The organism is Streptococcus equinus (genome assembly GCF_900101445.1).
Lineage (GTDB): Bacteria > Bacillota > Bacilli > Lactobacillales > Streptococcaceae > Streptococcus > Streptococcus equinus_B.
Genome location: NZ_FNKE01000001.1, coordinates 149,740 through 173,416, shown reverse-complemented (window position 1 = coordinate 173,416; position 23,677 = coordinate 149,740). Strand labels below are relative to the sequence as shown.

Here is a 23,677-nt window from a genome sequence, read left to right as displayed (position 1 = left end):
TCTCTCTCCTTTATTCTACTTCTGATAGTTGACGAACATCTACAAATTTACCAGCAATTGCTGCCGCTGCTGCCATTGCAGGACTACAAAGATGTGTGCGAGCTCCAAATCCTTGGCGTCCTTCAAAGTTACGGTTACTTGTTGAGGCACAGTGTACACCTTCTGGCACATGGTCTGGGTTCATCCCAAGACACATCGAACATCCTGGTTCGCGCCATTCAAAACCAGCATCTAAGAAAATCTTATCAAGTCCAAGGCGCTCTGCTTCTTTCTTAACAGGACGAGAACCTGGAACAACGATAGCTGTCAATTTGGGTGAAATGTGTTTTCCTTTGACAATCTTAGCTGCTAATTGAAGGTCTGAAAGACGAGCATTGGTACAAGAACCGATAAAGACATAACCAAGGTCAATGTCTTCTGCTTTCTCACCTGGTTTCATATCCATGTAGTGATATGCACGTTCGTCATTCATGTCTTTGATTTCTGGGAATGGTTGACCAAATTCAACACCCATTTCAGGGTTTGTTCCCCAAGTCACCATAGGTGCCAACTCAGAAACATCAATTGTAATCACCTTGTCATACTCGGCATCAGGGTCAGAAACCAATGTTTTCCAATCTTCAACTGCTTCTTCGAATTTCTCACCTTTTGGCGCAGCTTCGCGCCCCTTCACATAATCAAAGGTCTTTTGATCTGGGTTCATCAAGCCCATTTTGGCACCAAATTCGATTGACATATTAGCAATCGTCATGCGTTCATCCATTGAAAGGGCATCAATAGCTTCGCCACAATATTCAACAGCATACCCCACACCAGCATCAACACCGTATTTTGCAATCAAAGCCAAAATAAAGTCTTTTGAATAAACCCCTTTTTGTGGTTTTCCGACAAATTCAACCTTCATTTTTTTCGGTTTCACTTGCCAGATACATTGGGTCGCAAATACGTGCTCCACTTCTGATGTCCCAATACCAAAAGCAATGGCTCCAAAAGCGCCATGTGTTGCCGTATGGCTGTCCCCGCAGACAATAAATTTACCTGGTTGACTGCGTCCTGTTTCTGGACCGACCATATGAACAATCCCTTGACGTTCCGTACCGTGCGTTGCTGCATCAATACCAAATTCTTCAACATTTCTAGCAAGAGTATCAATTTGATTTTTTGAAATCAAATCACGAATGTTAAAAATATCAACCGTTGGAACATTATGGTCAGTTGTTCCGAACGTCAATTCTGGACGACGTACTTTACGCCCAGCATCTCTAAGACCTTGAAAGGCCTGCGGACTTGTTACTTCATGAATATAATGCTGGTCAACATACATAAGCTGTGGTTCGCCTTCTTCGCCTGTAATCACATGGCGTTCCCAAAGCTTATCAAAAATCGATTTTCCGCTCATATTTTCCTCCACTGTCTTTATTCTCATTTTCCCTAAGATTAGTGCCAAACAGCTAAAAGCCAGTATACAAAAGCAATGTCAACGATAATTCCTAAATACCAAGATGCTTTAAAATACCACTTTAAAGTTTTATGATGAAAAAGCTTGCCGCCAAGAAAAGCTCCTAGACCACCAAGCAGAAGACTTTCCCACAACAAAGTCTTTTCAGGAATTCGCCAATGGCCTGACTTTGCTTTTTGCTTATCAATCCCATAAGTGATAAACACAAAGGCATTCCACAACATGAAAACAAGGACTGTATAATCTTTTAAACTCATAGATTTGCAATAATGGCTTCCGTCATCTCTGTCGTTGTCGCTTGACCACCTAGGTCACGCGTTAGGATACCTTGGTTAAAGGTCTTGTCGACAGCTTCCTCAATCATCTCTGCCCCAGCAAGCTCACCGAAGCTTTCACGAAGCATCATCGCAACTGACAAAATCATGCTGACTGGATTTGCAATCCCTTTGCCCGCAATATCTGGTGCTGAGCCATGAATTGGTTCATAAAGACTTGGCCCATTTTCTGAATGGCTAGCTGAAGGCATTACACCAAGAGTTCCTGGAAGCACGCTTGATTCATCAGATAAAATATCACCAAATAGATTTTCAGTGACCACAACATCAAAACGTGATGGATTAGTAATCATAATCATGGCTGCGCTATCCACCAATTGGTGTTCCAAAGTCACATCTGGGAATTCCAAGGCCACTTCTTCAGCCACTTTTCGCCATAATTTTGAAGTTGCCAAAACATTTTGTTTGTCAATGCTAGTCACTTTTTTGCCACGAACTTGTGCCAATTCAAATGCTTTACGAATGATGCGGCGGATTTCTTGAGCAGAGTAGTCGTTGATATCACGCGCAGCTTCATCTCCTAATTTGTGTTCGCCAAAATAAATTCCACCTGTCAATTCACGAACCACAACAAAATCAACCCCTTCAATGCGTTCAGGTTTTAATGGTGACAAGTGTTTGAGAGCATCAAAAATGCGAACAGGACGAATATTAGCAAAAAGATTCAATTCTTTACGAATAGCTAGTAAGCCTTGCTCTGGTCGAACTGTTGCATTATCGTATTTTGGTCCACCAATAGCAGCAAGCAAAATAGCATCCGCAGCTTTGGCAGCATCCAATGTATCTTTTGGTAGGGGATGACCACAAGCGTCAATCCCTGCACCACCAAAAGGTTTAGCATCGATATCATAATCAAACCCAATCTTATCTGCAACAGCTTCAAGAACTTCAAGCCCTGCTGCCATGATTTCTGGCCCGATACCATCACCAGCCAATGTCACAATTTTTTTAGTCATCCTTGTATCACTCGCAAGAAAACAAACTACTTTCTTGCTCTATCCTTTCTTAATCATTTGTTGGCACATCACGGAATGAAACAGCCTTGCCAATTTCTCCCGCATTTTCCTTTTGAACCAAAGCATTAGCATTCACATAAGCAATGGCACCAGCTTTCAGAACATCGAAATCAATACCTGAGGCGTTAAAAATAGTACCTGTATCATCATTTTCGACTGAAACGGATACGCGCGCTTGAGAATCGATACCATCTGTCACAGCATCCATAGTGTAGCTAAGCAGACGAACTTTTTGGTTGAAGAATTTATCAACGGCATTGTAGACAGCTTCAACAGAACCTTTACCATCTGCTGTTACATCGACTTCTTCATCCTCAGCATTAATCATTGTCACTTCAGCAGTAACCGTTTCGTCTGGATTAGACGTCAATTTCAAATCACCAAAATGGAAGCCTTCTGGATTTTCGATTTCTGTTCCAGCAACCAAAGCACGAATATCAGCATCTGTAATTTCTGTTTTCTTATCAGCCAATTTCTTGAATTTACCAAAGAGTGGTTTAATTTCAGCCTCTTCAAACGCAATTTCAAGTTCTTTTAATTTTTCAACAAAGGCATGTCGACCTGAAAGTTTTCCAAGAGGAAGTGAGTTATGCTTAACCCCAACAAGCTCTGGTGTAATGATTTCATAAGTAAGTGGATTTTTAAGCACACCATCTTGGTGAATCCCTGATTCGTGTGAGAAGGCATTTCCACCAACAACTGCTTTATTTTTAGGAATTGGAATACCTGAGAAACGAGAAATCAATTCTGAGGTATTGACCGTTTCGTTAAGAACAATATCTGACGTTGCTTGATAGTAATCTTCACGGATATTAAGAGCCACTGCAACTTCTTCAAGGGCAACGTTACCTGCACGTTCACCGATACCATTGACAGTACCTTCAATACGTCCTGCACCATTTTTAATAGCAGCAAGTGTGTTAGCTGTTGCCATCCCAAGGTCATCGTGACAGTGCGGACTAAAGATAATTTCACGGTCAGATGTTACATTTTCAATAAGGTATTTGAAAATATGACCAAACTCTTCAGGCGTTGTAAACCCAACAGTATCAGGAATATTAATGTAAGTCGCGCCAGCATCTACCGCTGTTTGAACCACTTGAAGAAGATAATCAAGCTCTGTTCTAGTAGCATCTTCTGGAGAAAATTCTACCACATCAAATTTACTACGCGCATAAGTTACATGTTCTTTGATAATATCAAGAATTTCTTCTTTTGTCTTTTTCAGTTTGTATTCACGGTGAATTGGACTTGTCGCAATGAAGACATGACATTGTGGGTATTTAGCATCTTTCAAAGCTTCATAACACGCATCGATATCAGCTTTGACTGAACGTGCCAAACCTGATACAGCTGTAGTTGTCATAGCGGCAGCAATTTGGCGAACAGCTTCAAAAGAATCTGGGCTGGCAGCTGGGAATCCAGCCTCAATTGATGCAATGCCCCATTTTTCAAGTTGCTTAGCAATTGCAACTTTTTCTTTAACTGAAAAATTCACCCCTGGCGTTTGTTCGCCATCACGAAGAGTGGTATCAAGAAATTCAACTTTACGCATAGTAACCTCTTTCTAATTCTAGCAAAAACATTAAGATAAAAATAAAAACATCTCACGGTCAAGCGAGATGTTTTTATCCCGCTTGGTAAGCCAAACAGGACTAATGCTTATGCTGCACTAGCCCTCATTACGCAATAGCAAGACTGTCATTGTTGCGAATGTCATTGACTTATTTCCCTTCGATGTTTTTCGTTTTTTAACATAATACCCCTTTCTAAGGTAAAAGTCAACAGAATTATCTAAATTAAATAAATTTTCTGAAAATAACTACCAAAAGTAAAAAGAGCTGGATTTTCCAGCCCTTCACTTATTCTTCATTTTCTTTCAAAATTGCAGCAATTTTAGTGTTGATAAGGTCAATTGCGACAACGTTTGAAGCACCTTCTGGGATGATGATGTCAGCATAACGTTTTGTTGGTTCGATAAATTGGTGGAACATCGGTTTAACCACTGAAGTGTATTGTTCAATAACACTATCAAGGCTACGTCCACGTTCTTCCATATCACGTTTGATACGACGGATGATACGGATATCGTCATCAGTATCAACAAAAAGTTTGATATCCATCAAATCACGAAGACGTTTGTCTTCAAGAACCAAGATACCTTCAACGATGATAACATCTTGAGGTTCTTGACGATATGTTTTTTCACTACGAGTGTGTAGTGTGTAGTCGTAAATTGGAATATCTACTGGGCGACCTGCAATCAATTCATTGATGTGTTCAATCATCAAATCAGTATCAAAAGCAAGTGGGTGGTCATAGTTAGTTGAAACACGTTCTTCAAAAGTCAAGTGGCTTTGATCTTTGTAGTAAGAATCGTGTTGAATCATTGCAATTTTTTGGTCTTGGAAGTTAGCCAAAATTGCTTTAGAAACACTGGTTTTTCCACCTCCAGAACCACCAGTCACACCAATAATAATAGGTTTTTTACGCATTTATTACTCCAAATAAAAAATATTTCCTATCTATTCTACTACTTTTTTTAAAATTTTCAAACATTGAAATCCCTTACTTGCCCTTTAAATAAAAAAAGTTAGCTTTTTCTATGTTATAATGAAGTAAAGACTAGATAGAATAGAAAAGGAAACCTATGATTTCACAATTTCCACAAGTTTGGCAAGAACAGCTAAAAACACTTGGCTTTTCTGAGCTAACAGACATTCAAAAACAGGTATTTGAACCTATTTCACAAGGAGATAACTTACTCGGTATTAGCCCGACTGGTACTGGTAAAACCCTAGCTTATCTCTTTCCAGCACTCCTAAAATTAAAACCTAAAAAATCTCAGCAATTGCTTATCTTAGCTCCAAACACCGAGTTGGCTGGGCAAATTTTTGAAGTTACAAAAACATGGGCTGAGCCATTAAACCTTTCTACACAACTCTTTATTTCTGGTTCAAGCCAAAAACGTCAAATTGAACGTTTGAAAAAAGGTCCTGAAATTCTTGTCGGAACACCTGGTCGTGTCTTTGAACTCGTTAAACATAAAAAAATCAAAATGATGAATGTTGACACAATCATCTTAGACGAATTTGACGAATTGCTTAGCGATTCACAATATCACTTTGTTGAAAACATCATTCATCGTGTGCCACGTGACCACCAAATGATTTACATGAGCGCAACTGACAAAGTCGACCCTGAAGTTCTTGCAGAAAACACTTTGACAATTGACCTTTCTGATCAAAAACTTGATCAAATCGCTCACTACTACATCTCTGTTGACAAACGTGATCGTCTTGACTTACTTCGCAAATTCTCAAATATCCCAGAATTTCGTGGCTTGGTCTTCTTCAACAGCTTGTCTGACCTAGGTGCTGCCGAAGAACGTCTACAGTTCAATAATGTTCAAGCTGTTTCTCTTGCTTCTGACATTAACGTTAAATTCCGTAAAGTCATTCTTGAAAAATTCAAGAACCATGAGCTTTCACTTTTACTTGCCACTGACTTAGTAGCACGCGGAATCGACATTGAAAACCTCGAATACGTCATCAACTTTGATCTTGCACGTGACAAAGAAACTTACACACACCGTGCTGGCCGAACAGGACGTATGGGAAAATCAGGTGTCGTTATCACTTTCATTACTCACAAAGAAGAATTGAAAAAACTCAAAAAATACGCACCTGTTTCAGAAGTTTATCTTAAAAATCAAGAATTACATTTAAAATAAAGCAAAGCAAAACGAGGCTAGGACAAAATGTTCAGCCTCGTTTTTTATGTTCCTAAAATATAATGCCAACCTTTTTCGTGATTTTGATTGTCCTATTTCAAATTATTAATCACTTTTTCCAAACGTGAAATAGCTTCTACTGGCAAAGCGAGTTTTGGATTATTTTGGTTGAAAGAAAGCAAATAATTCAAACGGAACTGCATACGTGAACGGATGAGTTGTTTGTACTTACTGTCAAAATGATGAACAGGGTATTCTGCTAAATCCAAATATTGGAAGCCTTCAATTGGTCCGAAATCTTTAAACTCTGCATCGCCATCAACTAACTTTTCAATGATACCTAAAGAAACTTCTTTTGGAATACTTTGTCCCATGTAAGTACCTGTGTTGATGATGTAGCAATCCACATCTCCTTCAAATAGTGAACGGAATTTTTGATAATCTTCAACGAGCGGATAAACCCTAAATGGGTTGGCGAATGGTTCGATGACAAGTGTTTGTTTATTTCCTTCAATGTTTTCAGCACTTGAACGCTTAGTCATCAACGTACATCCCATCGTTGCCGCCATAAGAGGGTCATTAACCTTAATCAATGGAGGTAGAGAATCGTCTTTCATAATCCAGAAGATAGCATTAATCGGCTCTTCAATATGGTCAACACGATTTGGTGTGGCAAAACGAGACTTAACCGTTCGACCGTTACCATTTCGGATATCTTCTGTCATCAATTTCTTACGACCATTTTCATCCAAAGTCACCCCACAGTTTTGAACTGTTACAAAGAAATCTTGTTCAGGGTGTCCTGTTGGGTAATCATTTGTCTTATCAAAATATGATGGTTCTAGGGCAATTGATGAGCCATCTTTTTCGGAAATGACGAAGGCATCGTCGTGCAAAACTTTGATATCATATTTTCCATTGTGTTTAGCGTGAGTCAAAGTTGATTTTCCTGAACCTGACAAGCCAAAGAATGAAGCAACATAATCTTTTTGACCTTCTTTTCCTTGGAAAATTTTCAAACCACCATGGCATGATACATAACCATTACGTGCAGCTGTTCCCCAAGCAAGAGTCAAAGTAGCTTTCTTCAATTCACCAAAATAATTGAGCCCTAAAATAGCCACGCAGTTGTGATTAGTATCAAAATAAACTAGACCATCTGGGTAGTCTGGATGAGACCATCTCGGATTAAAGAAGACAAAAATATCATCTTCATTGTAGACCTTAGAAACTTTCAAGCGATTTTTGAATTCTTCATCTAGAATTTGAAAATTCAATAACCATGAATAGAGATTATTGACTTCTTCTTCTGGCACCATCAAATGGGCGCGTACCATGAATTTTTCATCTAACCCAACAATAGCATCAGCTTTGTAAAACTGACGGCGATGTGCTTGATAGACAGCACTTCTGACAATGGATAACAAACGCTCATCTTCCTCTTCGTCTTGCCCAAAAATTCGACGGGCTTTAGCCGTTCGTCCAACCACTGCCCCTGAATTTGTCAACAATACACGAGCGTAGGATGGCAGACCCAATTCCTTAGTATGAATGACAGGCATATCCAAAATCACTGTACCTGCAGCATTCGAAGCCAACTGATAAGCTTCTTCCAAGGTTTTAATCGGGTGAACCTGATTTTCATAAAATGCTGTTTCGACAATAGTTTTTAATGCAGAAAAATACGGACTTGATTTGCGCATTTCTAAAGTTGAAAATTGATTACGTGTTACCATTTTCTACCTCCTATTGTATGGTTAATTTAATTCTACCAAAAAAGTATGCGTTTTCATAATTAAAAGTGTAAAAATATTAGAAAAAAGAAACAATTTCTAAAAATTTTCAAAAAAAGCACAAGCCTACTTACGTCTATTTCAGAAAAAAACAAAAAGGCTAGAACAATGTTCTAACCTTTCAATTTATTATTTGGCAATATCAAATACAGTAGATTTGACAGTTGTCATAGCTTCGATAGAGTATTTCACACCTTGTACTCCAGCACCAGATTTCTTAGCACCAAGGAATGGGAAGTTATCTGTACCACGTTGTGTTTTGTTGTTAATGTGAACAGTACCCACTTCAAGTTGTTCAGCAATCTTGAATGCCAATGGGAAGTTATTTGTAAATACAGAAGCTTGAAGACCGTATTCAGATTTGTTTGAGATTTCGATAGCTTCTTCAACTGAGTTCACACGGATAAATGGAAGGACTGGACCAAATGGTTCTTCCCAAGCCAAGCGCATGTCAGTTGTAACGTTATCAAACAAGACTGGGCTGATGAGGTTACCTTCACGCTTGAATGAGATAACTTCTTTTGCACCTTTTTCTTGAGCGTCTTTGATAAGACCTTCAACATAGTCAGCAGCTTTTGTATCGATAAGTGGTGTGATGTCAGCATTGTCTTCTGGCATACCAACAGTCAAGTTGTTTACAAGGGCAGAAACTTTTTCAACCAATTTGTCAGCAATGCTATCCATAACAAGAACACGTTTTACGGCTGTACAACGTTGACCTGAGTATCCATAAGCACCAGCAACGATATTTTTAGCAGCCAAGTCAAGATCAGCATCTTCAAGAATGATAGCTGAGTCTTTACCACCAAGTTCAAGCATAATTGGACGCATACCAGCCAAGTGACCAATGTGTTCACCAACTGGTGTTGAACCTGTAAAGTTGATGTAGTTAACAGCTTCGTGTTCTACAATGTAGTCACCGATAACTGAACCACGTCCTGTAATTGTATTGAAGACACCTGCAGGAAGTCCAGCTTCAGCAAATGCTTCAGCCAAAAGAAGACCTGAGATAGAACCTTGCGTAGGTGGTTTAAGGGCAACAACGTTCCCTGAAATAAGGGCAGGAGCAATCTTAGAACCTGCAAGGTTGATTGGGTAGTTAAATGGTGAAATAGCAAGCACCAAACCTACTGGTTCGCGACGAACGATAGCGATTTTTTTCTTGCTTGCTGGATCAAAGCTACCACCTTCAAGAACTTCACCTTCAAGGCGAACGCCTTCTTCAGCGGCATAGTTAATGATTTCAGCAGTACGAATAACTTCACCAACAGCTGATTTGTAACCTTTAGCGATTTCTTTAGAAAGAACAGCACCGATTTTTTCAGCGTCACGCATCAAAATATCTGCTGCTTTGTGAAGGTATTCAGCACGTTCAACGTATGAAAGAGCACGCCATGCTTTTTGAGCAGCTTTGGCTGATGCATAGACGTAGTCTACTTCTTCTTGGCTCATTGCAGGAACAGAACCAAGTTCTTCACCAGTTGCGGGAGCGTAAATTTTAATTTCTTCTTTAGAAAGTTTCCACTCACCGTTGACGTAATTTTTATATTGTTTAGTCAAGCGATATCTCCTTTTAAATGTGATAACTCCATTTTATCACTTTTTTAGCTTTTTTCAATATTTTAACACGAAAAAATTCTGAAAATTTAGACAAAAACTTTGCAGTGTCAAATAGTTATAATTATAAAACTTATAATTAATGTTTATGAATTCTAAAAGAATCCATTCTACCAACTATGTTTAGTGGTATTGGCAGAATTTATAGAATTTTTTAAATTAAAACAATGTTTTGTTTTGTTCGATAATTGTATATTTTTCCATTAGAAAAAGATTGGCTTTACAAAATCAATTCGACATGATTTGCAGATTTTTAACATCAAAAAAAGCTTTTAACATTACGTTAAAAGCTTTCTCATGTTAATTAGTCAACATTAACATATTCTTTGCTAAGCTCAAGAACTTCTTCCATTGTTGAGCATTCTGTAAGAGCGCGGTTAGCGTATTCTTGCATTTTAGCAGTGTCAAGTTTCTTCATCAAGCTACGTGTACGAAGAATTGATGTAGCTGACATAGAGAACTCGTCAAGTCCCATTCCGACAAGAAGTGGAACAGCTTTTTGGTCACCGGCCATTTCACCACACATACCAGCCCATTTACCTTCAGCGTGAGCTGCTTTGATAACGTTGTTGATCAAACGAAGGATTGATGGGTTGTATGGTTGGTAAAGGTATGAAACTTGTTCGTTCATACGGTCAGCAGCCATTGTGTATTGGATAAGGTCGTTTGTTCCGATTGAGAAGAAGTCAACTTCTTTCGCAAATTGGTCAGCAAGCATAGCTGCAGCTGGAATTTCAATCATGATACCAACTTGGATATCATCTGAAACGGCAACACCTTCAGCTTTAAGGTTTGCTTTTTCTTCATCAAAGATTGCTTTAGCAGCACGGAATTCTTTAAGAAGAGCAACCATTGGGAACATGATACGAAGTTGTCCGTGTACAGATGCACGAAGAAGTGCACGGATTTGTGTACGGAACATTGCATTTCCTGTTTCTGAAATAGAAATACGAAGTGCACGGAATCCAAGGAATGGGTTCATTTCTTTTGGAAGGTCGAAGTAAGGAAGTTCTTTATCCCCACCGATATCCATTGTACGAACCACAACTGGTTTACCATTCATGCCTTCAAGAACAGCCTTGTATGCTTCATATTGTTCATCTTCAGTTGGGAAATCTTGTGAATCCATGTACAAGAATTCTGTACGGTAAAGACCAACTGCTTCTGCACCATTAGCATTAACACCTTCAACGTCTTTAGGTGTACCAATGTTAGCTGCCAATTCGAAGTGTTTACCATCTGCTGTCACTGTTTTAGCATCTTTAAGAAGAGCCCATTCAGCTTTTTGTTTAGCATATGCTTCACCAGCAGCTTTAAATTCAGCAACTTGTTCATCTGTTGGGTTGATGATAACTTCACCAGTGATACCGTTTACAGCAACGATATCGCCATCTTTAACACGGCTAGTGATATCGTTTGTTCCAAGAACAGCGGCAATTTCAAGTGTACGAGCCATGATAGCTGAGTGACTTGTACGTCCACCAATGTTTGTAACAAAGGCTTTAACAAATTGTTTGTTCAATTGGGCAGTATCAGAAGGTGTCAAATCGTGTGCAATAACGATTGATTCTTCATCAATTGTAGCAGGGTTTGGAAGTTTAGCACCAAGAAGGTGAGCCAATACACGTTTAGCAACGTCGCGGATATCTGCGGCACGTTCTTGCATGTATGGGTTATCTTCCATTCCTTCAAAGATAGTGATGAACATGTCAGTCACTTCTTTAAGTCCTGCTTCTGCGTTAGTTTGTTTTGCACGAATAGTTTCTTTAATTTGGCTGATCATTTCTGGGTCAGCAAGAACCATTAAATGTGCGTCAAATACGGCAGCTGCTTCTTCGCCAAGTGTTTCTACTGCTTTTTCACGTATAATAGAAAGCTCGTCTTGTGATGCTTTCAATGCGGCATCTAGGCGAGCTTCCTCTGCACTTGTATCTTCAACTGTAACAGTTTCAAATGACAAATCAGGTTGAACGAGTAGATACGCTTTAGCAACAGCAACACCATCAGATGCGGCAATTCCTTTAAGCATTTCTGTCATTTTCTTAAGCCAATCCTTCTTTTGTCATTGTTTCTTCGATTGCTGCAAGTGCGTCATCAGCGTCAGCACCTTCAGCAGAGATAGTTACGTCAGCACCTTGACCAACACCAAGACTCATAACACCCATGATTGATTTAAGGTTTACTGCTTTACCTTTGTAGTCAAGAGTGATGTCTGAAGCGAATTTGCTAGCTGTTTGAACAAGCAAAGTAGCTGGACGTGCGTGAATACCTGTTTCTGCAACAATGTGAAAATCTTTTGAAGCCATATTATGGTTCTCCTTTTATTTGTGTTTTTTCGGATTACCTTATGATAACCCTTACAAGCTATGATTATAGCATAAACGCTTTTTTATTTCAATAGTTACACACCTTGTATGCGCCTTCTTTTTTGAAAAATTAAGGAAAAACGCCACTTTCAAGCTGTAAAATTACCTGTTTTTTTCAAAAATAAATAGAAACAAGTTGAACTCGCTTCCATTTATGATTTAATCTTTTTTCTCAGCTTTTTTCTTTTTTAGGGCTGCTGTTTGTTTACGAATCTCGTTAAAGAATGGTGCTGTTGTCAAACTGAAATCTTTATAGTTTCGCAACATACGTCGTTGGTTAAAGCGAAATGGCTGAACACCCTTAACTTTCAAATTCTCATTTAGCTGAAGTCTAAATTTCTCCAAGCGTTTACTAAAGGCTTCTCTTTGTTTAGTCCAGTCGTCAAATTCCGCTTTAACAGATCGAAGTAATCTTTCTTGCTCAGAACGAACATATTTTTCAACCGTTGCAGCTGCTTGTTGGAATTTCACAGTATCCATAACTGTCCAAATCAAATCTGCTGTCATGATAGAAACAATCGCTAGGGCAAACCAGACATTCAAACGATTGATAACAGCCATGACCGTCGGCTGGACAAATTTAACAAGTATCAAAATACTAACTCCCCAAAAAAGTGAAATTTCAGGAGCAATCCAACCCTTAACATTGCCGAATAAATTACTATAATCCCAAAGTTTCATATGAAAGAAATGCTCTAAAAACCAGCCAGCCAGAAATTCAAAAATCGTCGCAATGAGCATGCCGCTGATAAAAAGGCCTAGTAGATTGTCTTGAAATGGTTTGGTCCCGATTAAAACCGTCGTCACCGCAAAGCCATAAACTGGACAATAAGGTCCAGCTAAAAAACCACGATAGGCAAACTTTTTATCATGGATGGAGCAATAAATGGTCTCCCATAGCCAACCGATAAATGAATAAATAAAAAATAGAAAAATAATATCCGTTATAGAATAGCCCATAAAACGTCAACCTCTAAATTTCAAACTATTCTCATTATAGCAAAAAACCTAGAACAAGACTTGTTCTAGGCTAGCTTTTACATATTTTCAATGAGTTTAGCTGCAAATTCACTTGTTGAGCAAGCGGCTTTTCCTTGCGCCAAATCTGCTGTAAATTGACCTTTGGCAAAAGTTGTTTCAATTGCTTGAGAAATCAAGCTGGCAACTTCTGTCCATCCGATATAATCAAACAACATACAACCAGACAAAAGAACAGAACATGGATTAGCAATGTCTTTTCCAGCAATATCAGGAGCTGTTCCGTGTGTTGCTTCAAAAATGGCATGACCAGTTACATAGTTGATGTTAGCACCTGGTGAGATACCGATACCACCAACTTGAGCAGCAAGAGCATCACTCGCGTAGTCACCGTTTAAGTTTGTCAAAGCGACAACATCAAATTTTTCTGGATTTAGTAGGATTTGTTGCAAGAAGTTATCGGCAATAATGTCATTTATAACCAATTTTCCACTTGCCAATTCATCTGCGTATTCACGTTCTGCAAGTTCGTAACCCCATTTGCGGAAACCACCTTCAGTGAATTTTTGGATATTTCCTTTATGGACGATTGTTACGTTTGTCAACTGATTAGCAAGGGCGTATTCAATAGCTGAGCGAATCAGACGTTCACTACCTTCTTTTGAAATCGGCTTGATACCGATACTACTTGATTCAGGAAAACGAATCTTGTTGACAGACATTTCATTTTGCAAGAATTCAATGACTTTTTTCACTTCTGCTGTACCAGCTTCCCATTCAATTCCTGCATAAATATCTTCTGTATTTTCACGGAAAATCGTAATGCTTGTTTTTTCTGGTTCTTTAAGCGGGCTTTCAATCCCTTTGAAATAACGAACTGGGCGAACACAAGCATACAAATCCAATTCTTGACGAAGTGTGACATTTAAAGAACGAATCCCACCACCAACAGGTGTTTCAAGTGGTCCTTTGATAGCAATCAAATCTTCCTTAATGGTATCAAGTGTTTCGGCTGGCAACCATTCGCCAGTCGCTTCATGCGCTTTTTTACCAGCTAAAAGCTCATGCCATTCAACTTTTTTCTGACCTTGATAAGCTTTTTCAACAGCGGCATCAAAGACAGCACGCGCATTTTTCCAAATGTCACGTCCAACGCCATCCCCTTCAATAAAAGGGATAATTGGATGATTAGAAACGACCAATTGGCCATTTTCTAAAGTGATTTTATCTGCCATAATTTCCTATTTTCCTTTCGTAATGCTTTTAACGATCTTCAAGTGGAACATATTTCAAACCAAGTTCACCTTTATAACGTGAACGTGGGCGAATCAATTTATTGTGTTTTTGTTGTTCTTGGATGTGAGCAATCCAACCAGCCACACGACTCATTGCAAAAATCAAGGTAAAGATTGAACTGTCAATACCAAGCACATGATAAACCGTCGCTGAATAGAAATCAACGTTTGGAATCAAACCTTTAGTGTGTTTCATGTATTGTTCAATTTCACAAGACAAATTAAACCAAATTTCATTTTCAGTTCCTTCTGTCAAAGCTTGCGCCATTTCACGAAGGTATTTTTCACGAGGGTCTTGTGTTTTATAAACACGGTGACCAAATCCCATGATTTTTTCTTGTGAATCGAGTTTTTCTTTAAGGTAGGCTTTGGTATCACCCATTTCACGGATTTCAGTTAACATGTCAAAGACACGTTCATTGGCACCACCGTGAAGAGGGCCTTTAAGAGTACCAATTGCTGTTGTCACACAAGAATAAATGTCTGCCAACGTTGAGGCACAAACACGCGCTGCAAAGGTTGAAGCATTTAATTCGTGGTCAGCGTGTAGTACCAAAGCACGGTTAAGAGCTTTAACTTGCAAGTCAGTTGGTTCTTCGCCGTTTAACATATAAAGGAAATTCGCTGCAAAACACAAATCTTTACGTGGTGCTACTGGAGTTTTTCCTTCACGCAAACGTGCAAAAGTTGCAATAATCGTTGGCATTTTAGCCATTAATTGAATGGATTGTTCGTAAGTTGCTTCTTCTGAGTTATCTTCTGCATTAACGTTGTAAACACCTAGCAAGCTAACTGTTGAACGAAGAACACTCATTGGATGCAAGTGATTACGTGATTGAATCATGATACATTGCACAACAGCATCACTGATTTCATAGTTATCACGAAGCAATTTCACAAAATCATCGAGTTCTGTTTTATTTGGCAAATGAAGGTTCCAAAGAAGGTAAATCACTTCTTCAAAACTAGCATCATTGTCCATTAATTCTGAAATATTGTAACCTGCATAAGATAAATTATCATTAATAATCGAACTAATACGGGTATTACAGGCGATTAGATCTTTTAATCCACTTGATCCTGTCATATATTAAGCACCCCCTAATTTCTTTCTAACAACCATTGGTAGAATTCCGCCGTTTTTGTAGTAACGGATGTCAGCATCAGCATCAAAACGCACCATGGTTTTAAAGTGTTTTTCACCTGATTCATCACGCGCAATCACATCTACAATATCGTGAATACCAGGATTTTCTGAAAGGTTAATATCGTATGTTTCGTAACCTGTTAATCCAAGACTTTCAGCTGTATCACCTTCTAAGAATTGCAATGGCAAGACCCCCATCATGACAAGGTTTGAACGGTGAATACGTTCAAAACTCTCAGCAAGAACAGCTTTAACTCCAAGAAGATTTGACCCTTTGGCAGCCCAGTCACGACTTGATCCCATACCATAATCTTTACCAGCAATGACCAAAGTATCAACCTTATCTTCTTTATAATGCATGGCTGCATCGTAGATTGGCATTAATTCACCATCGTATTTTGTATAACCACCGATTTTACCATCAGCCAGTTGGTTTTGAATACGAATATTGGCAAATGTTCCTCGCATCATGACTTCGTGGTTACCACGGCGACTACCATATGAGTTGAAATCAAGATAATCAACACCATGCTCAGTCAAGTATTTGGCAGCTGGACTGTTTTTAGCAATATTACCTGCTGGTGAAATGTGGTCAGTTGTGACGCTATCACCAAATTTGGCTAATGGTTTAAGGTTTTTAAGTGGTTTAATCGCCAAATCATCACCCAAATTATCAAAGTATGGTGGGTTTTGGATGTATGTTGACGCTTCGTTCCAGTGATAGATTTTACTTTCTTCTGTTGGAATTTGATTCCATTTTTCACTGTCAGTGAAAACATGCTCATACTCGTGTTCGAACAATTCACGTGTGACAAATTGGTCAACGTATTTTGCCACTTCATCATTTGTTGGCATGATGTCTTTAAGGTAGACTGGTTCATTGTTTTGATCAAAACCAAGTGGCTCAGTTGTCAAATCAATGTTAGTATTTCCTGCTAACGCATAAGCCACAACAAGTGGTGGGCTAGCAAGGAAGTTTGCTTTGACCAGCGGATTAACACGTCCTTCAAAGTTACGGTTACCTGATAAAACAGCTGACGCTAGCAAATCAGTATCTGTAATTGCCTCAGCAACTTCTGGGCGAAGGCTACCTGAGTTACCGATACATGTTGTACAACCATAACCGACAATGTTAAAGCCAAGTGTATCTAGGTAAGTTTGCAAACCAGAGTTACGAAGATAACCTGTCACCACTTTTGAACCAGGGGCAAGTGATGTTTTGACTGTCGGAGCTACGCGTAAACCACGTTCAACAGCATTTTTGGCAAGCAAGCCAGCTGACATGAGCACGTAAGGATTTGAAGTATTCGTACATGATGTGATAGCTGCAATAGCCACATGACCAGTCTTGATTTCAACATCTTGGTCTTCAAAATGAACGGTTGCTGTTTTATTAATCTCATCAGCTGTCAAACCAAATCCTTGAACACCTGCTTCGCGTGTCAAGCTTTCTTGGAAAGTTTGTTTGGCTTGTGTCAAATCAATCAAATCTTGTGGACGTTTTGGTCCAGAGATACTTGGTGAGATAGTAGACAAATCAATCTCAACAACTTTAGTGTATTCAGCTTGATGCTCTGGATCATAGAAAAGGTTATTGCGTTTAGCGTATTCTTTTGTCAATGCGATATGGTCTTCATCACGGTTTGTCAAACGCATGTAGTTAAGAGTTTCATCATCGATTGGGAAATAACCACATGTTGCCCCGTATTCAGGAGCCATATTAGCGATAGTCGCACGCTCTGCAAGGCTAAGATTTGAAAGTCCATCACCAAAATACTCAACGAATTTGCCGACAACTTTTTCTTGACGAAGAACTTGTGTCACTTTAAGTGCCAAGTCAGTCGCAGTCGCAATCTTAGGGAGTTTACCTGTCAAACGTACACCGATAACTTCTGGAATTGGGAAGAATGAAGCTTCACCAAGCATAGCTGCTTCTGCTTCGATACCTCCGACACCCCAACCAAGTACACCGATACCATTGATCATTGTTGTGTGACTATCAGTACCAAACATTGAATCAGGGTAAAGCATGCCGTCTTTTTCAATGACAACATCACTCAAATACTCAATATTAACTTGGTGGATAATACCTGTTGCTGGTGGAACAGCACGATAGTTATCAAATGATTTTTCAGCCCATTTCAAAAATTCGTAACGCTCATTGTTACGTTTAAATTCCATATTAATGTTATCTTCTAAAGCTGTATCACAGCCAAAGAAATCAACTTGGACACTGTGGTCAATAACCAAATCAACTGGAATTTCAGGGTTAATAAGCTCAGCATCACCACCATTGGCAACAATGGCATCACGCATTGATGCAAGGTCGACAACAACTGGAACACCAGTGAAATCTTGTAGGATAACACGACTTGGTTTGAATGGCACTTCGCCTTGGATGTTTTTAGGATTGTAAGTTGCTAAATTTTCAATGTGACTTTTTGTAACATCTACTCCATCATACTTTCTGAGTAAACTTTCAAGTAATATACGAATAGTGTAAGGGATTCTTTTGATATTTCCTCCATAATGAGAAACGGCTTCTTCAAGATTTAGGTAAGAATAGTCATTCTCTTTGAAAGAAAATTTAGATAAGAACTCTGTCATGCACGGACCCCCGATTATAATTATAGTGTTTTAATTATACAAAATTCAGAAAATTTTGTCAACATTAATTTACAGGTGCGTGTCAGCTTTCCTGACATGGTGTGTTACTTGAAAACAGAAAGTCTGACAAACCCCGATATCACTACATTTTGTACCAACTATTCTTACCAGCCACTACATATGGTGTTTTTGTAAGCCTTTTTGGTTGCTTTTTTGGTATATTTTGGCTATTCTAATTAAACATTGAATTAAAAAAAGATAACGATATATGGAGGAAAGCCTAATGGCTAATAAAATTACACTTTTTTCAAAAAATAATTGCATGCAATGCAAAATGACCAAAAAACTTTTAGAAAAAGCTGGGGCTGATTTTCAAGAAATCAACATGGATGAACGCCCAGATATGATTGATTACGTTAAAAGTCTTGGTTTTACAGCTGCTCCAGTTATCAAAGCTGGCGATATTGCCTTCTCAGGTTTTCAACCAAATAAACTAAAAGAACTGATTTAGTTCTCCTTCCATCTTGAATTAGAAAGGAATTACCTGTTCAAATCTATGAACTGGGTAACTTACTTTATTTATGAGTCTTAAAAATCTCGGCGATGTTTCTTACTTTCGCCTCAATAATGAAATCAATCGTCCAGTTAATGGACAAATCCCTTTAAACAAAGACAAAGAAGCTCTCAAAGCTTTCTTTCTTGAAAATGTCATTCCAAACACCATGACATTTACGACTATCACAGAAAAAATTAATTATCTGATTGCCAATGATTACATTGAAGCTGAATTCATCCGTAAATACTCACCAGACTTTATCGAAAACTTGGCTAAGGACTTGCAGGCTCACAAGTTTCGCTTCAAATCTTTCATGGCAGCTTACAAGTTCTACCAGCAGTATGCTTTAAAGACAAATGACGGCAGTCAATATCTTGAGAGTATCGAAGACCGTGTGCTCTTTAATGCCCTTTATTTTGCTGACGGCAATGAGGAGCTGGCACGCGATTTAGCGCTTGAGATGATTAACCAGCGCTATCAGCCTGCGACACCTTCTTTTTTGAATGCTGGACGTAGTCGTCGTGGCGAATTTGTGTCTTGTTTCTTGATTTCTGTGACGGATGATATGAATGCTATCGGGCGTTCCATCAATTCAGCCCTGCAATTGTCACGCATCGGTGGTGGTGTCGGTATCAGCCTTTCAAATCTGCGTGAAGCTGGCGCGCCAATTAAAGGCTACGAAGGCGCAGCATCCGGTGTTGTCCCAGTCATGAAACTCTTTGAAGATAGTTTTTCATATTCAAATCAACTCGGACAACGTCAAGGTGCGGGAGCTGTTTACCTCGATGTTTTCCACCCAGATATCATGGCCTTTTTGTCGACTAAGAAAGAAAATGCTGACGAGAAAGTGCGTGTTAAAACCCTTTCGCTTGGCATTACCGTCCCAGATAAATTTTACGAACTAGCTCGTAAAAATGAAGACATGTACCTCTTTAGCCCCTATAGTGTCGAGCGCGAGTACGGTGTCCCATACAGTTATGTTGATATTACAGCAGAGTACGACAAAATGGTCGCTAATCCCAACATTGTCAAAACTAAAATTAAAGCGCGTGATTTGGAAACTGAAATTTCCAAACTCCAACAAGAATCTGGTTACCCTTATGTGATTAATATCGACACAGCTAACCGCACGAATCCAATCGATGGCAAAATCATCATGTCAAATCTGTGTTCTGAAGTGCTTCAAGTTCAAAAACCAAGCATTATCAACGACGCTCAAGAATTTGTCAAAATGGGAACGGATATTTCATGTAACCTTGGTTCAACAAACGTGGTTAACATGATGACTTCTCCTGACTTTGGCCGCTCTATCAAAGCCATGACACGCGCCTTAACTTTCGTTTCTGACACATCATCAATCGAGGCAGTACCAACAATCAAGCACGGCAATGAACAAGCCCACACTTTTGGACTTGGCGCTATGGGACTTCACACTTACCTTGCCCAAAATCACATTCACTACGGAAGTCCAGAATCTATCGAGTTCACAAACATCTACTTTATGCTGCTCAATTACTGGACTTTAGTCGAATCTAATCAGATTGCTCGTGAACGCAAACAAACCTTTGTGGGCTTTGAAAAATCAAGCTACGCTGATGGCAGCTATTTTGATAAATACATTACAGGTGACTTCGTGCCAAAATCTGACCGCGTCAAAGAACTCTTTGCTGGGCACTTTATTCCTAGCGGCAAAGATTGGGCTGAGCTCCGTGAAGCAATTATGACCGATGGACTTTACCACCAAAATCGTCTTGCCGTTGCTCCAAATGGGTCGATTTCATACATCAACGATGTCTCAGCATCACTTCACCCCATTACGCAACGTATCGAAGAACGTCAAGAAAAGAAAATCGGTAAAATTTATTACCCAGCAGCTGGATTGACTACAGACACAATTCCTTATTACACGTCTGCTTACGACATGGATATGCGTAAGGTCATCGATGTTTACGCTGCAGCCACTGAACACGTCGACCAAGGATTGTCCCTCACTTTGTTCTTGCGCAGCGATATTCCAGAAGGGCTCTACGAATGGAAAACGCAAAACAAACAAACCACTCGTGACCTTTCTATCTTGCGTCACTATGCTTTTAACAAAGGACTCAAATCAATCTATTACATCCGCACCTTTACAGATGACGGTGAAGAAGTCGGCTCAAACCAATGCGAAAGCTGTGTGATTTAACTGAGTAAGTCTGACTAGACGTTAAAACGTCTGTCAGACTACGCTATTCGCTATAGCGAATAGCTAACTCACTTACTAACTCCAGCAATCGACTGGCATCTAGCCGATCGCTTACGTGTCGTAACTTTTTTAACAACTTTTGTTAGTTTAAAAATGATAAGTGTCACGTCACGGCTGCTCCTATCACTACTAGATAAATGAGCTAACCCGAACCTAGTCAACTGACTGGTCTTCTAAACTATTTTTACGGAGAAAAAACATGTCGCAAACTTATTATAAAGCCATTAACTGGAATGAAATTGAGGATGTGATTGACAAGTCAACTTGGGAAAAGTTGACCGAACAATTCTGGCTCGATACGCGTATTCCGCTGTCAAATGACCTCGATGATTGGCGCAAGCTTTCTGACCAAGAAAAAGATTTGGTTGGCAAAGTTTTTGGTGGATTGACTCTGCTTGATACCATGCAATCCGAATCTGGTGTGGAGGCGATTCGTGCAGATGTCAGAACACCTCACGAAGAAGCCGTCCTCAACAATATCCAATTTATGGAATCTGTCCACGCTAAATCTTACTCTTCTATTTTTTCAACCCTTAATACAAAATCAGAAATTGAAGCAATCTTTGAATGGACGAACAATAACGAATACCTGCAGAAAAAAGCCAAAATCATCAACGATATTTATGAAAATGGCACTCCTCTGCAAAAGAAAGTCGCCTCAACTTTTCTTGAGACCTTTCTCTTTTATTCAGGATTTTTCACACCACTTTATTACCTTGGGAACAATAAATTGGCAAACGTCGCTGAAATTATTAAACTAATCATCCGCGACGAATCTGTCCACGGAACTTACATTGGCTACAAATTCCAACTTGGTTTCAATGAATTGTCTGAGAAAGAGCAAGATGACCTGCGTGATTGGATGTATGACTTGCTCTATCAACTCTATGAAAATGAAGAAAATTACACCAAATCACTCTATGACCAAGTTGGATGGACTGAGGAAGTTTTGACTTTCTTACGCTACAATGCCAACAAAGCTCTCATGAACTTAGGGCAAGATCCGCTTTTTCCTGATACCGCTAATGATGTCAACCCAATCGTCATGAATGGCATTTCAACAGGAACTTCAAACCACGACTTCTTTAGTCAGGTCGGAAATGGATACCTTCTTGGTTCTGTCGAAGCTATGCAAGATGATGATTACAATTATGGTCTTGACTAAGCTTTTCAAGAAAAGGCGGAAATGATTAGAATTTTCAAAAAATATTTTCAAACTGTCTTGACAAGAAACTTTCTTTCATGCTAGACTATAAACAAATTGAATTCACAAAGGAGTGCCATTGGCTGAGATCGCATTTGCGAAATCCTGATAACCTGATCTCGTTAGGACGAGCGTAGGGATTGTGATATGACTTTTTTAAACGTGATTAAAATAGCATTGAACATATTATCAGAAAAAGCTCCTTTGTGTTAGAAGGAGCTTTTTTATGTCGTCGAAGAATTCTCAATTGTCTGCTTTAATTGAGACTGCATTGGTTGCTGCTTTTGCTATGGCTTTATCTTATATTCCAGATTTTGCTACCTGGTTCACCCCTTCATTCGGTGCGGTGCCAGTCGTCCTTTTTGCCCTACGTCGCGGTCCAAAGTACGGAACTCTAGCTGGTCTTATTTGGGGCTTACTTCACTTCATTTTAGGTAAAGTTTGGTATTTGGCTTTGTCACAAGTTATCATCGAATATATCATTGCCTTTATCTCAATGGGCTTGGCTGGATTTTTATCTGCGCCATTTCAAAACGCTCTTTCTAAAGACAATAAAGGACGTGCTTTGATTTACTCAACTATCGGTGCCACACTTGCTGTTTTTGTGCGCTACTTCTGGCACTATGTCGCTGGTTTTATCTTCTGGGGAAGCTACGCACCAAAAGGCATGTCACCTTACCTTTATTCGCTCAGTGTTAATGGCACAGCTGGACTGTTAACTCTAGTCTTCGTCATTTTAGCGCTAGCTATCATCATCCCAACACAAGGAAAAATGTTTTTAGTAAAAAAATAATCCTTTAAACCTCTAAGCTTAACACCATAAAAGCTAAGACATTTTGTCTTAGCTTTTTTCTATTACAGTTGTTTTGCCAAATTAATCATCTCAAGCACACCTTGGGCGCATTCGCTACCTTTATTACCAGCTTTAGAGCCTGAACGTTCGATAGCTTGCTCGATATCTTCAGTGGTAATCACACCGAACATGACTGGAATATCGCTGGTGAGATTGATTTGTCCAACACCTTTAGCCACTTCGTTGCAGACCAAATCATAATGACTTGTTGACCCGCGAATAACACTACCAAGGGTGATCACACCATCGTATTTGCCACTGGCAACGATTTTTTTCGTCATAAATGGAATTTCAAAAGCACCTGGGACCCAGTAAACATCGATGTCGTCCTCAGCCACTTCATTTCGAACCAGACCGTCCACGGCACCACCTAATAATTTTGAGGTGATAAATTCATTAAAGCGCGCCACAACGATAGCGATTTTCAAGTCTTTTCCGATAAATTTTCCTTCAAATATTGTCATGATTATTCT

At 39.2% G+C, this 23,677-nt stretch carries 19 protein-coding genes and 1 riboswitch; of the genes, 5 read left to right on the top strand and 14 right to left on the bottom strand.

Annotated elements, in window-relative coordinates:
• Positions 1-10: 10 nt before the first annotated feature.
• The 5 genes from leuC to udk all read right to left on the bottom strand — a co-directional run bounded on the left by leuC (position 11) and on the right by udk (position 5,305).
• Positions 11-1,399: a 3-isopropylmalate dehydratase large subunit gene (leuC, locus tag BLR83_RS00875; RefSeq protein WP_074559654.1), complete on the bottom strand. Its 1,389-nt coding sequence runs from the start codon at positions 1,397-1,399 to the stop codon at positions 11-13.
• A 38-nt stretch (positions 1,400-1,437) separates the two neighbouring features.
• Positions 1,438-1,716 (bottom strand): DUF1294 domain-containing protein, encoded by a 279-nt coding sequence (locus BLR83_RS00870; RefSeq protein WP_074559652.1) that lies wholly within the window; start codon positions 1,714-1,716, stop codon positions 1,438-1,440.
• Positions 1,713-2,750: a 3-isopropylmalate dehydrogenase gene (gene leuB / locus BLR83_RS00865; protein WP_074559650.1), complete on the bottom strand. Its 1,038-nt coding sequence runs from the start codon at positions 2,748-2,750 to the stop codon at positions 1,713-1,715. The genes BLR83_RS00870 and leuB overlap by 4 nt, the downstream gene beginning before the upstream one ends.
• 49 nt (positions 2,751-2,799) lie before the next feature.
• A complete protein-coding gene (locus tag BLR83_RS00860; protein ID WP_074559648.1) occupies positions 2,800-4,365 on the bottom strand; it encodes a 2-isopropylmalate synthase in 1,566 nt (521 codons plus the stop codon).
• A 307-nt stretch (positions 4,366-4,672) separates the two neighbouring features.
• Entirely contained in the window at positions 4,673-5,305 is a 633-nt protein-coding gene (gene udk, locus BLR83_RS00855) for a uridine kinase (RefSeq protein ID WP_039697172.1), read from the bottom strand.
• A gap of 155 nt (positions 5,306-5,460) precedes the next feature.
• Here udk and BLR83_RS00850 point away from each other — a divergent pair, with 155 nt between their 5' ends.
• Positions 5,461-6,543, top strand: a complete 1,083-nt coding sequence (locus tag BLR83_RS00850; protein ID WP_074559646.1) for a DEAD/DEAH box helicase — start codon at positions 5,461-5,463, stop codon at positions 6,541-6,543.
• A 92-nt stretch (positions 6,544-6,635) separates the two neighbouring features.
• On the opposite strand, the gene BLR83_RS00845 is transcribed toward BLR83_RS00850, so the two are convergent.
• From BLR83_RS00845 to acnA, 8 genes are all read right to left on the bottom strand, one after another.
• On the bottom strand, positions 6,636-8,279 hold the full coding sequence (locus BLR83_RS00845) for a phosphoenolpyruvate carboxykinase (ATP) (protein ID WP_074559644.1): 1,644 nt from the start codon (positions 8,277-8,279) through the stop codon (positions 6,636-6,638).
• A gap of 186 nt (positions 8,280-8,465) precedes the next feature.
• A complete protein-coding gene (locus BLR83_RS00840) occupies positions 8,466-9,896 on the bottom strand; it encodes an NADP-dependent glyceraldehyde-3-phosphate dehydrogenase (RefSeq protein WP_039697176.1) in 1,431 nt (476 codons plus the stop codon).
• A gap of 361 nt (positions 9,897-10,257) precedes the next feature.
• On the bottom strand, positions 10,258-11,991 hold the full coding sequence (ptsP, locus tag BLR83_RS00835) for a phosphoenolpyruvate--protein phosphotransferase (protein ID WP_074559642.1): 1,734 nt from the start codon (positions 11,989-11,991) through the stop codon (positions 10,258-10,260).
• 4 nt (positions 11,992-11,995) lie between these two features.
• Entirely contained in the window at positions 11,996-12,259 is a 264-nt protein-coding gene (locus BLR83_RS00830; protein WP_003064009.1) for a phosphocarrier protein HPr, read from the bottom strand.
• 219 nt (positions 12,260-12,478) lie between these two features.
• Positions 12,479-13,279, bottom strand: coding sequence for a putative ABC transporter permease (locus tag BLR83_RS00825; protein WP_074559640.1), 801 nt, complete (start codon positions 13,277-13,279; stop codon positions 12,479-12,481).
• 77 nt (positions 13,280-13,356) lie between these two features.
• Complete coding sequence (gene icd / locus BLR83_RS00820; protein ID WP_074559638.1) at positions 13,357-14,532, bottom strand: NADP-dependent isocitrate dehydrogenase; 1,176 nt, start codon at positions 14,530-14,532, stop codon at positions 13,357-13,359.
• Between the two features lie 28 nt (positions 14,533-14,560).
• A complete protein-coding gene (locus BLR83_RS00815) occupies positions 14,561-15,679 on the bottom strand; it encodes a citrate synthase (protein WP_039697180.1) in 1,119 nt (372 codons plus the stop codon).
• 3 nt (positions 15,680-15,682) lie between these two features.
• Positions 15,683-18,346, bottom strand: coding sequence for an aconitate hydratase AcnA (gene acnA / locus BLR83_RS00810; RefSeq protein ID WP_074559636.1), 2,664 nt, complete (start codon positions 18,344-18,346; stop codon positions 15,683-15,685).
• A 283-nt stretch (positions 18,347-18,629) separates the two neighbouring features.
• Between acnA and nrdH the strand changes: the two genes are divergently transcribed.
• The 4 genes from nrdH to thiT all read left to right on the top strand — a co-directional run bounded on the left by nrdH (position 18,630) and on the right by thiT (position 23,144).
• Positions 18,630-18,857, top strand: coding sequence for a glutaredoxin-like protein NrdH (gene nrdH, locus BLR83_RS00805; RefSeq protein ID WP_074559634.1), 228 nt, complete (start codon positions 18,630-18,632; stop codon positions 18,855-18,857).
• Positions 18,858-18,927: 70 nt separating this feature from the next.
• Complete coding sequence (gene nrdE / locus BLR83_RS00800) at positions 18,928-21,087, top strand: class 1b ribonucleoside-diphosphate reductase subunit alpha (protein WP_074559632.1); 2,160 nt, start codon at positions 18,928-18,930, stop codon at positions 21,085-21,087.
• 259 nt (positions 21,088-21,346) lie between these two features.
• Positions 21,347-22,312, top strand: a complete 966-nt coding sequence (nrdF, locus tag BLR83_RS00795) for a class 1b ribonucleoside-diphosphate reductase subunit beta (RefSeq protein ID WP_074559630.1) — start codon at positions 21,347-21,349, stop codon at positions 22,310-22,312.
• Positions 22,313-22,410: 98 nt separating this feature from the next.
• A riboswitch (TPP riboswitch) is annotated at positions 22,411-22,508 on the top strand.
• 69 nt (positions 22,509-22,577) lie between these two features.
• Positions 22,578-23,144, top strand: a complete 567-nt coding sequence (gene thiT / locus BLR83_RS00790; protein WP_074559628.1) for an energy-coupled thiamine transporter ThiT — start codon at positions 22,578-22,580, stop codon at positions 23,142-23,144.
• A 62-nt stretch (positions 23,145-23,206) separates the two neighbouring features.
• Here the strand turns inward: thiT and ribE are convergent, their stop codons facing one another.
• The gene (ribE, locus tag BLR83_RS00785; RefSeq protein WP_074559626.1) at positions 23,207-23,668 is read right to left on the bottom strand and encodes a 6,7-dimethyl-8-ribityllumazine synthase; all 462 of its coding nucleotides are present in this window, start codon (positions 23,666-23,668) and stop codon (positions 23,207-23,209) included.
• Positions 23,669-23,677: the final 9 nt, after the last annotated feature.

What these genes read in the sequence shown, in the direction of transcription:
- leuC (WP_074559654.1), bottom strand. Translation starts at nt 1,399, where the DNA reads ATGAGCGGAAAATCGATTTTTGATAAGCTTTGGGAACGCCATGTGATT.
- BLR83_RS00870 (WP_074559652.1), bottom strand. Translation starts at nt 1,716, where the DNA reads ATGAGTTTAAAAGATTATACAGTCCTTGTTTTCATGTTGTGGAATGCC.
- leuB (WP_074559650.1), bottom strand. Translation starts at nt 2,750, where the DNA reads ATGACTAAAAAAATTGTGACATTGGCTGGTGATGGTATCGGGCCAGAA.
- BLR83_RS00860 (WP_074559648.1), bottom strand. Translation starts at nt 4,365, where the DNA reads ATGCGTAAAGTTGAATTTCTTGATACCACTCTTCGTGATGGCGAACAA.
- udk (WP_039697172.1), bottom strand. Translation starts at nt 5,305, where the DNA reads ATGCGTAAAAAACCTATTATTATTGGTGTGACTGGTGGTTCTGGAGGT.
- BLR83_RS00850 (WP_074559646.1), top strand. Translation starts at nt 5,461, where the DNA reads ATGATTTCACAATTTCCACAAGTTTGGCAAGAACAGCTAAAAACACTT.
- BLR83_RS00845 (WP_074559644.1), bottom strand. Translation starts at nt 8,279, where the DNA reads ATGGTAACACGTAATCAATTTTCAACTTTAGAAATGCGCAAATCAAGT.
- ptsP (WP_074559642.1), bottom strand. Translation starts at nt 11,991, where the DNA reads ATGACAGAAATGCTTAAAGGAATTGCCGCATCTGATGGTGTTGCTGTT.
- BLR83_RS00830 (WP_003064009.1), bottom strand. Translation starts at nt 12,259, where the DNA reads ATGGCTTCAAAAGATTTTCACATTGTTGCAGAAACAGGTATTCACGCA.
- BLR83_RS00825 (WP_074559640.1), bottom strand. Translation starts at nt 13,279, where the DNA reads ATGGGCTATTCTATAACGGATATTATTTTTCTATTTTTTATTTATTCA.
- icd (WP_074559638.1), bottom strand. Translation starts at nt 14,532, where the DNA reads ATGGCAGATAAAATCACTTTAGAAAATGGCCAATTGGTCGTTTCTAAT.
- BLR83_RS00815 (WP_039697180.1), bottom strand. Translation starts at nt 15,679, where the DNA reads ATGACAGGATCAAGTGGATTAAAAGATCTAATCGCCTGTAATACCCGT.
- acnA (WP_074559636.1), bottom strand. Translation starts at nt 18,346, where the DNA reads ATGACAGAGTTCTTATCTAAATTTTCTTTCAAAGAGAATGACTATTCT.
- nrdH (WP_074559634.1), top strand. Translation starts at nt 18,630, where the DNA reads ATGGCTAATAAAATTACACTTTTTTCAAAAAATAATTGCATGCAATGC.
- nrdE (WP_074559632.1), top strand. Translation starts at nt 18,928, where the DNA reads ATGAGTCTTAAAAATCTCGGCGATGTTTCTTACTTTCGCCTCAATAAT.
- nrdF (WP_074559630.1), top strand. Translation starts at nt 21,347, where the DNA reads ATGTCGCAAACTTATTATAAAGCCATTAACTGGAATGAAATTGAGGAT.
- thiT (WP_074559628.1), top strand. Translation starts at nt 22,578, where the DNA reads ATGTCGTCGAAGAATTCTCAATTGTCTGCTTTAATTGAGACTGCATTG.
- ribE (WP_074559626.1), bottom strand. Translation starts at nt 23,668, where the DNA reads ATGACAATATTTGAAGGAAAATTTATCGGAAAAGACTTGAAAATCGCT.